Raw genomic sequence first — 13,048 nt, 5'->3', positions numbered from 1 at the left:
TTTCCAGCGATTTTGCCTTCAAAAAAACTTTACTTCATATAAAAACTACAAGTTAAAAAAGAAGCAGAATTTGGTTTTAAATATTCAAAAACCAAAATTAAAAAGGGAGATTAGATTTAGTTGATAAAACCAAATTTATCCTCAAAAATTTTCCCGATAACCGGAATAGGTTTCTTTTGCTCGTTGGCTGCATTTATGATTCCGAAAATCCATAAAATGAAAATAGCGTAACCAATATAATTCAGAAAATAAAGTGAAGTAATCGAAAATACGATTACAGAAAGCACAATATTTACAGCAAATGATACCAGAAAAATTCCGAAGCCTTGTTTAAGGTGATAGGTTACCAAATCACTTTTTGGCGTTAAATCTTTGCTTTTTACATAGGCTATAATCCAACCAATAATGGTGATGTAGCTCAGGATTGATAATGTTTTTTTATCCATTGTTCTATTTATTTGTATGGTTCAAAAATAAATACAACACCGGAAACTTCAAGCAAACACTTTGTTACTGGTAGCTTTTAATTGGTATTTGTAGCACTTGAATGTATAATCCGTCAAGAGCTATATCATTATAATTCATCTTTCATTAATTTAAAAAACTGCTCTTTTTTTCCTCTCGAAACAGGCACGGCAGATTTGTCATTCATGTGTATCATTCCTTCTCGCGAATAACTTAAAATGGCGTTTATATTGATGAGATGCGACTGATGAACGCGAAAAAACAAGGGCGGAACCAGAATGTCTTCGTAATTCTTTAACGGTTTGGAAACCATTATTTTTCTGCCATCTACAAGAAAAAATGTGGTATAAGAACCCGAAGTTTCGCATCTGATAATGTGATCTAATTTTACCACATACATCGCTTCCTGCGTGGGCAATACAATCCTGTCCGGTGTTTTAGAGAGATTAGTTTGAAGCTCATTAATTTGCTGGTTTTCAAGAACTCTTTCTTTTAAAACTGCAATTCGGTCGATTGCCATTTTTAATTCCTGCGGATCAATGGGCTTGAGCAAATAATCTATGGCGCTATACTTAAAAGCATTTACGGCATGCTGCTCATAAGCGGTTGTAAAAATGAGATGAAAAGATTGAAAAGTAAGTTGCTGAAGTACCTCAAAACCAGTTCCGTCCTTCAGCATAATATCCATAAAAACGAGATCAGGTTTTAGTCTGTCGATCATTTTTTTTGCCTCGTCAACACTTTCTGCATAACCAATTATCTGAACCAAATCTCCAGCCACCATTTCGAGCATAATCGATAAGGCTTCTCTAAGCCTGTTTTCGTCTTCAATAATTATCGCTTTATAAATCATAATGTCGGAATATTTAAAATTACGATACAACCCTGCCCGTCTGTAACATTATCACGTTCTATAACTTTAAAACCGGCATTTGGGTTTTCTTTTTTCATTTTTGCCAGTCTTTCGTCTGTAATTGTGGTCGAAAGAGATTCGTGCGTATCATTAATTTTCAGTTTCCTGGATGCCGCCAATCCTATTCCGTTATCTTTAATAGTGCAAATTAAATTGCTTCCGTTTTCATCCAGTGCAAAATAAATTTCGATCAGTCCTCTTATATGATTTGCCTGTGGTTTTAAACCGTGTTCGACTGCATTTTCTATAAAAGGCTGAATCAATAATGGCGGTATCAGAATGTCCTTTTCTACTTCATCGGCACATTCAATTACATAATCAAACCCATTATTTAAACGGAGCTGCTGTAATTCGATATAATTTTTTAAGGTATTTATTTCTTCTTTCAGCGATATGGTTTCTTTTCTGGATTGCTCCAAAACCTGTCTGGTAAGTTTAGCAAATTTATTGAGATACGAAACGGCGGGAACGGTATCTTTTTGAAGGATCATACTTTGGATATTTCCCAAAGCATTAAAAATAAAATGCGGATCCATTTGCGAGCGAAGCAATCGTCGTTCAAGAAATAATCTTGCCGACAAATTTTCGATTGTTTCTTTTTCCATTAACTGCATTTTCAATTCGCTGTTGGCTTGTTCCTGCTGCAAAAATTCTTCCCGATTTTGATAATACCGCTGACGATAATGATACGAACGAAACATAAAAACGAGTCCAATTAACAAAACGCCGGCAATTCCGTAACCTAATAATTTATTTTGCTGCTCGAGTTCATTTTCAAGTTCAAGCTGTTTGATACGTTCTATTTTTTTTGCAGATTCATATCTCGCATCTGCATTTTGAAGAATTGACTGCGTTGATTCTTTGTACTTTAACTGGTTGTATTTTGTAAATAACGTATCGTAACCATAATAGGCTTCAAAATCTCTTCGCTTAACCGAAACTTCTTTTAAGCAATCATAAAAAGTGGCCAAAAGATAATTATCCGTATAAGGAAGACTTTTTTGATACTTGATACCGTCAATAAATAAAAGTTCGGCTTTAATATAATCGCCTTTTTGCGTAAAATAAAATCCCTTTAAACCTATCGCGCTTCGGTATATAATTTTAATATTATATTTTTTAGCAATTACGGTTGCTTTTTCCAGATTCTGCAAAAAAGCTTTTTCATTAATAGGCTGAGGCCCTTTTGTATACAGATCAGCCAGATTTATATATGCTATGCCAATATTACTTTTGCTGACTATTTTAGCTTCATTTTTTTCAGCAAAGGATACCGTTTCCTGAAAAAAATTTAAAGTCGATTCCCAGTCTTTTATTCCTTCGGTTTCAATATTATCGGTTAAAAAACTTCCAAAAGCCAGTCTCGCATACATCTGGCTTTCGGGATCACCAGATTTTTCGGCATGTTTCATGGCTTCACGTGTATACTTTTCGACTTTTGTTGGCGATGCAGGCGAAAAAAGATAAGAGATATCCGAAGCAATTTTTGCACATTGATCGTGTGCATTTATCTTCGAAAATAATTTATAAGAATCTAACAAATAATTCAGTGCCTGAGGTTTATCATCAATATAAGATTTTAAAGATCCCATTGCGGCAGCTGCTTGTGCCTTAGCCCTTATGTTTTTAACTTTTTGTGCCAAAAAATAAGCGGTATCTGCATAGTGCAAAAATTCTTTAAGATGCAGCAATCGCCTTTGTGTCATGGCCATGTAGGCGTATGAAATTATTTCATCTTCTTTGCTTTTATTTTTTATAGCCAATTGAAGCGCCTGCTGCTGAATTTTAAGACAGGCAACAGTATCAGAAAAACGTTTGGCATATCCTTTTGCAGCCATTTTTTCAACTGCAGAAATATTTTGTGCCTGAATTGATATTGCAAATAAAAACGAAACCAAAAGGTATAAAAGGAACTTTAATTTGCTGTTTTTATCTAAAATACTAGTAAAAATTTGATACATAAATAATCATTAATACCGGCAAAATACAAATTGTGTTTGATTTACCAAACATTTCGGTATCGATTTTAAATTCATAAAACTCTAAATGAGAACATCTTAAAAGAAATAAAAAACCTACAGGATTCGCAATATATTTCAGAATGAACCAAACAAAAACCAAAACCATCCATTTACCAATTCCCAATTGTTAATGGCTCCTGTATAGCGTAATCTTGTTCTAATTAATTATTTTAAAATGAATTCTATTATGAATAAGAAAAAACTTTCTTTACTGCTACTCTTCTTTTGTTTTTTAACGGGAATTGCATATGGGCAACAACTTGATGATAAACATACAAAAATTGAAATCATGGTTAAAGACGGAAATAAACCGATCACGGTGCAGGTTCGATCTTCCAGTATTTCTTTTAGCAAATCGGCCAATCTTACAGCCAAAGATTCTATTCAGAAAAATTATTATATCGCGATAGATTTAGAACGCCATGATATTAATTTATTAACTGCTTTTGCGAAAAACAAAAAAGGGCTTGACGGACAAATTATGATGACTGATACTAACGGAAAAACGCCTGCGCGAAAAATTGAATTTAAAAAGGCAACTTTAGATGCATTAACAGACCAGTTTACAAATGATTATTCGAGTGCCTATTTATCTCTTAATTGCAGCGGACTTGTAATAGATGGCATCAACATAGAATAAAGTTATGGAACTTCAACATTTTACAAAAAACGGCAATCAGTATATCATGAAAAAGCAATACATTTTTGGATTGATTGTGAGTTTTGGTATGGCGGCTTTTGCCATTGTGGGTATTTGGATAAATGAAATCATCATGGTCTGGATTTTTGGCATTTTGGCGGTTCTTTGTTTTATTTCGATCTGGATGAAACATGTTGTCATCGATTTGGACAAAAATGAGATTACGGTAAAAGTGGGATTAATAAATCCTGTTGTTCGTATTCCGCTAAAAGACTTTTTAAACTTTGAATTGGTGCGCATTACACAATATTTAATTACGACAAATACCTGTTTGAATGTCTATTATTTAAAAAACGGAGAAGAAAAAGCAGCCATGATTGCACAAGGATTTACAAAAAGATCGATGCAAAATCTGGTAAATGAAATTGACGAAATAATGAGGCTCAATGAACATTCGAGATAAATACGGAATTGAAGAAAATCTAAACTGGTTTTCTCTTCAGCCTGTAAAACCGCTACAAAATGTATCACAGTGGTTTTTGGCAGGAATTTTTGCAGCGGGAATTCTTTTGGCATTATTGGGTGAAATACTAAGCGAAGTAATGCGATATTCTATTGCTGTATTATTGATTTATGGCGTATTGCACAGTTTATATGATATTATAATAAGAGCCAAAATTCGTTATACTTTTGATATACGAAGCAATGCTGTTTACAGAACGATTCCGTTTTTTTCAGAAAAAAAGATAATGAAACTCGAAGAAGCTGTAATTTTTGTAAGTTCGTACATGGGAAGCTGGCATTATAGTTTAGGCGCCAAAAAAAGTCATTTTGTAAAGAGTTATTTTATTAGCGAAAATTTTAGTTCCGGAAAAAAAGCGAACAAAAACAGCTGGAATATGAAGAACAAATTTTGATTAAAATTCACAAACTAATCGACGCCGTTCAGCCTTTGGCATAATATTGATATTTACAGCAAATGAAAAACTTATTTTTATATTTGATTTTTAGCCTTTTTACTATTTATAATCTGAGCTGTAATTCGGTTTTTAGAAGCAAAAATCAAGCGGTTGAAAATTCTAAACGGGATACTATTTATTTAAATGAAGATTTAAAAAAGCAATTAAGTCCGGTTTTAAAAAATTCTAAACGGATTAATTCCATAAAAAACTGGACTATAAAAACCAAAAGTTTGTGGGAAACGGCAGAAGGCGGAGAAGCAAAATTTTATTATAAAAACGGAAAACTGGAAAAAATCACCACGCATTATTTGAGTGAAACTTTTCAAAAACTAACGGTTTACCATTTAGAAAATCAAAAATTATCTTTTGTTTTTGACAAATACTACCAATACAATCGCCCCATGTATTATGATTCTATTGCCATGAAAAGTAATAACGATACCGAAGTATTCGATTTTAATAAAGCAGAAATAACAGTAAACAGATATTATTTTTTAGATCAGAAATTGATTTACCAACTCGATAGCGAAGATTGTGGCGCGCCATTTTCGACTGATTATTTGCTTGAAGCAGAAAAAGAAATAAAAAGGGAGTTTGAATATTTAGTGGAGATTTCAAATCAGAAATAAAAAAAGGAGACTTTTCTAATTTAAGAAAGTCTCCTTTTTTCTAAATATATTATCGCTCCAAATCCGCCTTTGGTAAAAGTTTGGGTCTGTTTGCATCATTCGATAAAATCCATCCGGTGCGGTACATCCATTCTGTCATTTTGTGGAGTTTTGTATAGTCAATGTTTTCAGATTCATCCATTGGTGTGTGGTATTGACTGTGCAAAACACTGGTAAAAAACACAGCCGGAATTCCCTTGCGTACATATGGCAAATGGTCTGAACGGAAGAAAAAATACTCCGGATGTTCTGGTTTGTCCCACAATTTATCCAATTCAAATTTCGGACCTTCGTCATTCGCTTTTTTCGCAATCGCAACGAGATCTGAGGAATTTTCGTGTGGCGGAGTCGAACCTAAAAGTGCTGCCTGATTCACATTATTTCGGCCAATCATGTCTCCGTTTAAAACCGCAACAATATCTTTTTCAGGAACTGTAGGATGTTCAGCATACCAGCTTGATCCTAATAAACCACGTTCTTCTGCACCATGAAAAACAAATAAAGCAGTTCTTTTGCCGGGTTGTTTTTTATACGCTCTTGCCATTGCCAGCATCGCTACACACGTACTTGCATTATCGTCTGCACCATTGTAAATAGAATCCTGACCGTATTTTTGTCTCACGCCATCATGATCCTGATGACCGCTAAAAAGTACATATTCATTTTTCAATTTAGCATCAGTTCCTTCTATTTTTCCAACCACATTTACAGAGGGATATTTGTAGGTTTCTGAAACGACTTCGGCAGATAAATTATCTTTTGAGTTTTTTAGAAATTCTAACTGATCGTTGTGCAGCCAAAAAACAGGCATTCTTGGCGGCACCGGAATTTTATCCCTAAAACCCTGAATTCCGTAAACGCCTCTCGTCATTTGCGGCTCTACCTGCGACCAGCTTTTTTCTCCTAATTCATCGGCTACAATAATAAGTGCAACGGCTCCTTTCTGAATTAAAAATTCATAATATTTTTGTTTTACAAGTCCGGGATAACGTCTGTCAAAAAGCGAAATCTCATCCGGAATTCCTTCTTTCGAAGCTAATAAAACAACGGCTTTTCCCTTAATATCAATTTTGTCAATTTCCTGAGTTGATGAAGTTCCTAAATAAATTAACGGAGCATTGACTTTGATATTTGTAGTTTCGGCTATTAAAACTTCGCTCCACAATTTGAACTGTTTTTCCCCTATTTTAAATGTTGTATTTGCGGTAACCTGATGTCTGTATAAATCAAAAAACTGGAAAAAAGTTCCGTCATCTCCGGCTGGCGACATTCCCGCTTCTTTGGCTTTATTGGCCAGCCACATCGACACTTTTAATTCGTCTAAAGTTCCGGCTTCGCGACCGTTAAAATGATCGCCGGCCATTTCGTACATATCTGTTTTTAAATCCTTTATGATTATCGCACTTACCAGAGGTTTTTTAATTGCCTGTGCAAAAACAACTCCACTGTAAGCTATAAAAAGTAGTATAATTTTATTTGTCATGGGTTTTAATTTAAATCCAAACTTAGTAATTAAATGATAACAAAATATTTTTTTTGATTTTAAGCCCTTTTTAAAATCATAAAATATCGTTTACAATTCCTTCACTTTCAATTAAATCAATTCTATAATTAATTTCTAAAGATTCTTCAAAAAATGACTTATTTTCAATTTAAATCTTTGCTGATTCTCAATTAAAACAAGACTTAACCTACAATTCACTAAACAGAGATTTGCAAATATTTGAATCTTCTGCAAAAGAATATTCCGTTTTTTAAAAAAATTAAAGATTTCTTGCTTATAAATTAACAATTCAGCATTTATAGAGGCGATTAGAAATAAAGAATATTTGAGTATCCAAAAAATTAATAATATTGCTAAAGTGAATAAATCATTCTGATTATGTCTTTAAACTCCAGTTTTGACGAAAATAAACTTCTTCATGAGTTATCTCAGGGAAGCGAGCTGGCTTTTACGGAATTATACAATCGTTATAAAAATTTGGTTTACGGTACAGCTTTAAAAATAACAAAATCAAAAGTTCTGGCTGAAGAAGCTGTTCAGGATGTATTTTTAAAAATTTGGCAGAATCAGGAAAAGGCAGCCGAAATAACCAATTTTGAAAATTATCTTTTCATTATTTCCCGCAATCATATTTTTGATATGATCAAAAAAATAGCCCGCGAAACGAATATGGCTTCTGATATAACTTATAAAAATAGTGCTGCTGATGATACTGATACGGCAATTAAAGACGATCAGTACAATGTTATTTTAAATCAAATTATTGAACAGCTTCCGCCACAGCAGCAAAAAATCTACAAAATGGCGAAGATGGAAGGTTTAAGTCATCAGAAAATTGGAGAGAATTTAGGCATTTCTACAGAAACCGTTAAAAAACACATGGCTCAGGCTTTAAAATTTGTCCGTTTTAAAATTTCGCCTTACATGAATCTTTTTATGTCTTTATTTTTGTTTTCAAGTATTTGAATTTACTTCGGAAAACACCTTTAAACATTCGCAAATTATTTTTTTTACGATTTTTTTACATTTTTTTCACTTTCGACTACTCCCTCCCTCTTTTTCAATCGTCTTTATAATAAAGAACAAGAATTTAAGGGGGAAATTCCAATATTTAAATTCCAAATTCCAATGTTTAGGGTTTAGTTTTTAGAGTTTCCTATCACTGAAAACGAAATTTCAATATTGGGATTATAAATTTAAAGATTCCATTTTTTGGAATTTAAATATTGGAATTTCCTTTTTTTTTTTGAATTTAAATTTTAAACTTCCCCAGGTTTACCATTTATAAAACTAATATTAACTCATAATTACAAAGCAAATGCATCAAAAAGTATTTGAAGAATTATTGGAAAGCTATTTACAGAATACAATTTCTGAAGTAGAAAAACAGCAGCTAATGGAAATTATTCGTAATGGAATGCATGATGATTTCATCAAAGAAAAAATCACTATGCTGCTTCAGGAGAATAAAGGTTTGGATCTTTTAGACACTCAAAAAAGTGATAGTATTTTAAAATATATTCTTTCTAGTCCTTCAACGAAAGTTATTCCGATTAGAGAAAAATCATCTAAAAAAACAATTCGCGTAATCTTGTCGATTGCAGCAGCGATTACGATTTTATTCGCCATCAGAAGTGTTTTCTTTTATACAAATACACCTGATCCTGTAAAAACAGCAACATCTGAAACAGCCGAAGAAGTAGATCCGATTTTAGCTTTTAGCGGCAAACAGCTTATTCATTTGCCTGACGGAAGTACGATTTTGCTGAATGAAAACAGCAGCATAGAATACAATCAGAATACTTTTAATACTAAAACCAGAGAAGTAACCTTAACCGGAGAAGCCTATTTTGACATTAAACGAAACGAGACAAAGCCGTTTATCGTTCATACTGATAAAATACAAACCAAAGTTTTAGGTACAGCTTTTAATATTAATGCTTACAGCAAATCCGGAAAAATTGAAGTTACGGTAACCCGTGGTAAAGTACAGGTTGGTGATGTCGAAAAAGTATATGGCGTAATTACGCCAAACCAGCAGATTACGGTAAATAAAAACACGCTTGATCACACACAAAATACGGTAAATGCCGAAGCTGTTGTAGAATGGAAAAGTAAATACCTGATTCTGGATAACATTAATATGGAAGAAGCGATTGCGCTTATTTCTCAAAAATATAAGGTGCCTATTACGCTTTCTAACGAAAATATTAAAAATTGCCGAATTACTGCGAGCTTTCTAAATGATGAAGATCTGGATCATATTCTAAAAGTAGTCTGCAGTGTTATTGAAACGGAATATCACTATACAAAAAACGGCGCAATTGTTCTGGAAGGAAAAGGTTGCGAATAAAAATCTATTAATAATTAACCTTAAAAAAACTAGCCTATAGCATAAAACCAAAAAAAGCCATCTAGCTCCTACACCAGATGGCCACGATTCTTAATAATTATACCAGTAACCATTAAAAAACATGCAAATTTATGAAATTACGCTGTAAAACAACCACGTTTGATAGGGAAAAGAATGCACCATTATTTCACCTGTCAAAAAAAACCCTCAAGATTATGCGAATCAGCTTATTCCACATTTTCTTATTGACCTGCGGCACCCACATGGTTTTCGCAAATGAAATGAACGGTCAGTCTTTAGAATCGATATCTGTTGATATTGAGCTTCATAACCAGGATATAAAGACTTTATTTAAAAATATTGAAAATAAAACAGGATTGCTTTTTGCGTATCAACCGCAGATTATTAAAGATTTTCCGAAAATAAATACACCAAAAGGACGAAGATCTGTAAGCGACATTCTCGATTATGTACTAAAAGGCAGTAACCTTGTCTATAAACAGGTAGATAAAAATGTTGTGATTTACAGAAAAGAAAGCAGCAAAACAGAAACCAATTCAGTAAAAGAAAATACTGCCGAAGCAAATTATATGCTTGCAGGAAAAGTACTGGATGAAAATGGTCTGCCATTGCCGGGCGTAACCGTTACACTTTTGGGCGGAAACAAACAGGGAATATCCGATTTTGACGGACAATTTTATATTGAGTTGCCTTCTGGAAAACACGTTTTGAGGGTATCTTATTTAGGATATAAATCTCAGGATATTACTGTTGAAAACCAAGTATCTGTAACCATTAAAATGCAGCCCGATTTAGCTAAACTAGACGAGATTGTAGTTATTGGTTATGGAACAACTACTAAAAGAACAGCAACTGGATCTGTAGTTAAAATAACTTCTGAAGACATTGAAAAACAGCCGGTAACGAATCTTTTGCAAACATTGCAGGGAAGAACTCCGGGTGTTTTTGTTACGCAGACTTCCGGTTATGCAGGAAGTGACATGAACATTAGTATTCGAGGCAGAAATTTTATCGCAGGAAATAATCTTCCGCTTTATATTGTAGATGGTGTTCCTTATATTGGAAACGATATTAAAGAGCAGGTACAGCAGGATAATGTGATACAAGGTGCTCAAAAATCTACAAGTCCGCTTAACATTATCAACCCAAATGATATTGAAAGTATCGAAATATTGAAAGATGCTGATGCAACAGCTATTTACGGTTCAAGAGGAGCAAATGGTGTTGTACTTATTACGACCAAAAAAGGAAAATCAGGAGAAACAGAATTTACTGTAACTACCAATTCAGGAGTTTCTGAGGTAGCGCACATGGTAAAAACATTAGATACGCCTGCTTATCTTAATATGCTGCAAACGGCTTTAAACAATAATGGAGATGTTGCAGATGTTGATAGCAATGGTATTGCCCTTACAGACTGGGATCCGAATGCGCAAACCAACTGGCAGGAAAAATTAATTGGAGGGACAGCAAACTTTAATAATTTTTCGGCTTCGTTAAAAGGTGGAAGCGATACTACGAATTTCCTTTTAAGTGCCGCTTATCACAAAGAAACCACTGTAGTTCCGGGAGATTTTAGTTATAATAAATTTTCTACCAACTTTAATGTCAACCACACTACGCTGGATAAAAAACTGAGATTAGGAGCCTCTGTTATTTTTGCTACAGATAATAACAAACTTCCTTTCTTTGATATTACAACTTATGCCGTGGGTACTGCTCCAAACCGTCCTTTATATAATGCAGACGGAAGCTTGTACTGGTCACCGGATTATTTTAGCGACATCAACCCTATTGGCGCTTTGGGCAAAAGAGTCGATGATAAAGGAATAAACCTGATTACAAGTTTCAGCGTACAGTATGAAATTGCAAAAGGATTTTCTTTTAAAACAGATTTAGGTTACGGAAGAGCCCAAATGCAGAGCAAGCAAACTTTGCCTGCATCGTCTGGTAATTTTGCCTATTCAGAAGCTAACGGTTTTGATTTGAACTTTTCAAGATCCTATACGGTTTCGACCAATAACACGAATAATTTTTCTGTAGAACCTCAGCTGAATTATACGACTGAATTATGGAAAGGAAATTTATCTGCTTTGGTTGGAGGTTCCTGGCAAAACAGAAAATCTGAAATGCCTTCTTATGTAAATTCAAGCGGTTATAGCTCGGATAATTTAATTGGAAATTTAGGTACTGCAGAAAATGTAACGGTTTACAACGGCAGTTCAGAATACAAATACATTTCTATTTTTAGCAGACTTAACTACAATATTGCCAATAAATATATTTTGAATATCAACTTTAGAAGAGATGGTTCGTCCCGTTTTGGAGCGAACAACCGTTTTGGAAATTTTGGTTCTATTGGTGGAGCATGGGCTTTTACAGAAGAAAATTTCATGAAAGATATTACGGTATTGAGTTTTGGAAAAATCCGCTCGAGTTATGGAGAAATAGGAAGCGATGAAATTCCAGATTATCAATATGCCGATACTTTTGACACCCGAACTTATGGTGATGGAAATCCATCTATGATGGCTTCCAGAATTGAAAACCCAAACATTAAATGGGGATTAACCAAGAAATTTGAAGCCGCTATTGATTTAAGTTTCTTTAATGATCGTGTTTCCTTTACTGCTGCTTATTATAAAAATACATCCAGCAATCAATTAGTGGGATATACACTTAGCTCACAGGCAGGATTTACATCATACACAGCAAATTTACCGGCTGAGGTTGAAAACACGGGATGGGAGTTTACTCTTGGTACAACAAACATTCACACTAAAAATCTAAATTGGTCTACTTCTTTTAATATTTCGACCAATGCTAATAAACTGAACAGATTTGATGGTATCGAATTTACAAGCTACTACACGCAATATATCGTTGGAAAACCATTAAACAGCCGATATTTACACACTTTTACAGGTGTAAATGATGCTGGAATTGCTCAGTTTCAAGATGTAAACGGAGATGGCAGAATATCAAATGGACTTGCTGAGACTGGCAGAGGAGACAGACAATATTACGGGCCAACTTATCCTAAATATTATGGAGGAATTTCAAATACAATTAGTTACAAAAAATTCTCACTAGACTTTTTATTTCAGTTTGTGAAACAGGAAGGCACCACTTTAATGGCTACTACTGGGGCACAACCGGGTTATCCGTATAGCATTAGCAATTATCAGGTTGATGAATATAATAATTATGTGGCACAAGGAAATGCTTTGAGTTCAGGCTTTCAAAATAGTTTCTTTAATTATTTAGGCTCTACTGCCACTATAACAGATACTTCTTACATCAAACTTAAAAATGTGAGTGCTTCTTACATGATCCCTTTAGATACTGCTACGCAAAAAATACTGCAGAGTATTCGTATTTCACTTCAGGGCCAGAATTTGGTAACTTTTACTAAATACAAAGGACTTGATCCTGAAACGCAAGGTTTGGCTTTACCTCCTATGCGTACAATCACTCTTGGAACTCAGTTTACATTTTAAA

At 33.9% G+C, this 13,048-nt stretch carries 11 protein-coding genes; 7 read left to right on the top strand and 4 right to left on the bottom strand.

Annotation, left to right across the window (positions count from 1 at the left end; genetic code table 11):
* Window positions 1–116: 116 nt before the first annotated feature.
* The 3 genes from ACZZZT_RS09775 to ACZZZT_RS09765 all read right to left on the bottom strand — a co-directional run bounded on the left by ACZZZT_RS09775 (window position 117) and on the right by ACZZZT_RS09765 (window position 3,339).
* Window positions 117–446, bottom strand: a complete 330-nt coding sequence (locus ACZZZT_RS09775; RefSeq protein WP_042563144.1) for a DUF4870 domain-containing protein — start codon at window positions 444–446, stop codon at window positions 117–119.
* A gap of 128 nt (window positions 447–574) precedes the next feature.
* The gene (locus tag ACZZZT_RS09770; protein ID WP_207384877.1) at window positions 575–1,318 is read right to left on the bottom strand and encodes a LytR/AlgR family response regulator transcription factor; all 744 of its coding nucleotides are present in this window, start codon (window positions 1,316–1,318) and stop codon (window positions 575–577) included.
* Complete coding sequence (locus ACZZZT_RS09765; protein WP_463460214.1) at window positions 1,315–3,339, bottom strand: sensor histidine kinase; 2,025 nt, start codon at window positions 3,337–3,339, stop codon at window positions 1,315–1,317. Before ACZZZT_RS09765 ends, ACZZZT_RS09770 begins: the two co-directional genes overlap by 4 nt.
* Window positions 3,340–3,586: 247 nt before the next feature.
* On the opposite strand from ACZZZT_RS09765, the gene ACZZZT_RS09760 reads away from it, so the two are divergent.
* The 4 genes from ACZZZT_RS09760 to ACZZZT_RS09745 all read left to right on the top strand — a co-directional run bounded on the left by ACZZZT_RS09760 (window position 3,587) and on the right by ACZZZT_RS09745 (window position 5,630).
* Window positions 3,587–4,039 carry a hypothetical protein gene (locus ACZZZT_RS09760; RefSeq protein WP_463460213.1) on the top strand — a complete coding sequence of 151 codons (453 nt, stop codon included), beginning with the start codon at window positions 3,587–3,589 and terminating at the stop codon, window positions 4,037–4,039.
* Between the two features lie 4 nt (window positions 4,040–4,043).
* Window positions 4,044–4,502 carry a hypothetical protein gene (locus ACZZZT_RS09755; RefSeq protein ID WP_042563148.1) on the top strand — a complete coding sequence of 153 codons (459 nt, stop codon included), beginning with the start codon at window positions 4,044–4,046 and terminating at the stop codon, window positions 4,500–4,502.
* Window positions 4,486–4,956 carry a hypothetical protein gene (locus ACZZZT_RS09750; protein WP_463460212.1) on the top strand — a complete coding sequence of 157 codons (471 nt, stop codon included), beginning with the start codon at window positions 4,486–4,488 and terminating at the stop codon, window positions 4,954–4,956. Before ACZZZT_RS09755 ends, ACZZZT_RS09750 begins: the two co-directional genes overlap by 17 nt.
* Window positions 4,957–5,018: 62 nt before the next feature.
* Complete coding sequence (locus ACZZZT_RS09745; RefSeq protein WP_042563150.1) at window positions 5,019–5,630, top strand: hypothetical protein; 612 nt, start codon at window positions 5,019–5,021, stop codon at window positions 5,628–5,630.
* 49 nt (window positions 5,631–5,679) lie between these two features.
* On the opposite strand, the gene ACZZZT_RS09740 is transcribed toward ACZZZT_RS09745, so the two are convergent.
* Window positions 5,680–7,152, bottom strand: a complete 1,473-nt coding sequence (locus ACZZZT_RS09740; RefSeq protein ID WP_463460211.1) for a M28 family metallopeptidase — start codon at window positions 7,150–7,152, stop codon at window positions 5,680–5,682.
* 399 nt (window positions 7,153–7,551) lie between these two features.
* Here ACZZZT_RS09740 and ACZZZT_RS09735 point away from each other — a divergent pair, with 399 nt between their 5' ends.
* The 3 genes from ACZZZT_RS09735 (at window position 7,552) to ACZZZT_RS09725 (ending at window position 13,047) form a co-directional block, all read left to right on the top strand.
* On the top strand, window positions 7,552–8,139 hold the full coding sequence (locus ACZZZT_RS09735) for an RNA polymerase sigma factor (protein WP_463460210.1): 588 nt from the start codon (window positions 7,552–7,554) through the stop codon (window positions 8,137–8,139).
* A gap of 352 nt (window positions 8,140–8,491) precedes the next feature.
* On the top strand, window positions 8,492–9,526 hold the full coding sequence (locus tag ACZZZT_RS09730) for a FecR family protein (RefSeq protein WP_463460209.1): 1,035 nt from the start codon (window positions 8,492–8,494) through the stop codon (window positions 9,524–9,526).
* A gap of 281 nt (window positions 9,527–9,807) precedes the next feature.
* The gene (locus ACZZZT_RS09725) at window positions 9,808–13,047 is read left to right on the top strand and encodes a SusC/RagA family TonB-linked outer membrane protein (RefSeq protein WP_463460208.1); all 3,240 of its coding nucleotides are present in this window, start codon (window positions 9,808–9,810) and stop codon (window positions 13,045–13,047) included.
* Window position 13,048 lies beyond the last annotated feature (1 nt).

This window comes from Flavobacterium sp. AC274 (assembly GCF_979258275.1).
Note: the sequence above shows the minus strand (reverse complement) of the source record. Positions and strands in the feature narration are given on the sequence as shown.

Bases quoted from the DNA above. Each gene is read 5' to 3' on its own strand.
- ACZZZT_RS09775 (WP_042563144.1), bottom strand. From the start codon at position 446: ATGGATAAAAAAACATTATCAATCCTGAGCTACATCACCATTATTGGT.
- ACZZZT_RS09770 (WP_207384877.1), bottom strand. From the start codon at position 1,318: ATGATTTATAAAGCGATAATTATTGAAGACGAAAACAGGCTTAGAGAA.
- ACZZZT_RS09765 (WP_463460214.1), bottom strand. From the start codon at position 3,339: ATGTATCAAATTTTTACTAGTATTTTAGATAAAAACAGCAAATTAAAG.
- ACZZZT_RS09760 (WP_463460213.1), top strand. From the start codon at position 3,587: ATGAATAAGAAAAAACTTTCTTTACTGCTACTCTTCTTTTGTTTTTTA.
- ACZZZT_RS09755 (WP_042563148.1), top strand. From the start codon at position 4,044: ATGGAACTTCAACATTTTACAAAAAACGGCAATCAGTATATCATGAAA.
- ACZZZT_RS09750 (WP_463460212.1), top strand. From the start codon at position 4,486: ATGAACATTCGAGATAAATACGGAATTGAAGAAAATCTAAACTGGTTT.
- ACZZZT_RS09745 (WP_042563150.1), top strand. From the start codon at position 5,019: ATGAAAAACTTATTTTTATATTTGATTTTTAGCCTTTTTACTATTTAT.
- ACZZZT_RS09740 (WP_463460211.1), bottom strand. From the start codon at position 7,152: ATGACAAATAAAATTATACTACTTTTTATAGCTTACAGTGGAGTTGTT.
- ACZZZT_RS09735 (WP_463460210.1), top strand. From the start codon at position 7,552: ATGTCTTTAAACTCCAGTTTTGACGAAAATAAACTTCTTCATGAGTTA.
- ACZZZT_RS09730 (WP_463460209.1), top strand. From the start codon at position 8,492: ATGCATCAAAAAGTATTTGAAGAATTATTGGAAAGCTATTTACAGAAT.
- ACZZZT_RS09725 (WP_463460208.1), top strand. From the start codon at position 9,808: ATGAACGGTCAGTCTTTAGAATCGATATCTGTTGATATTGAGCTTCAT.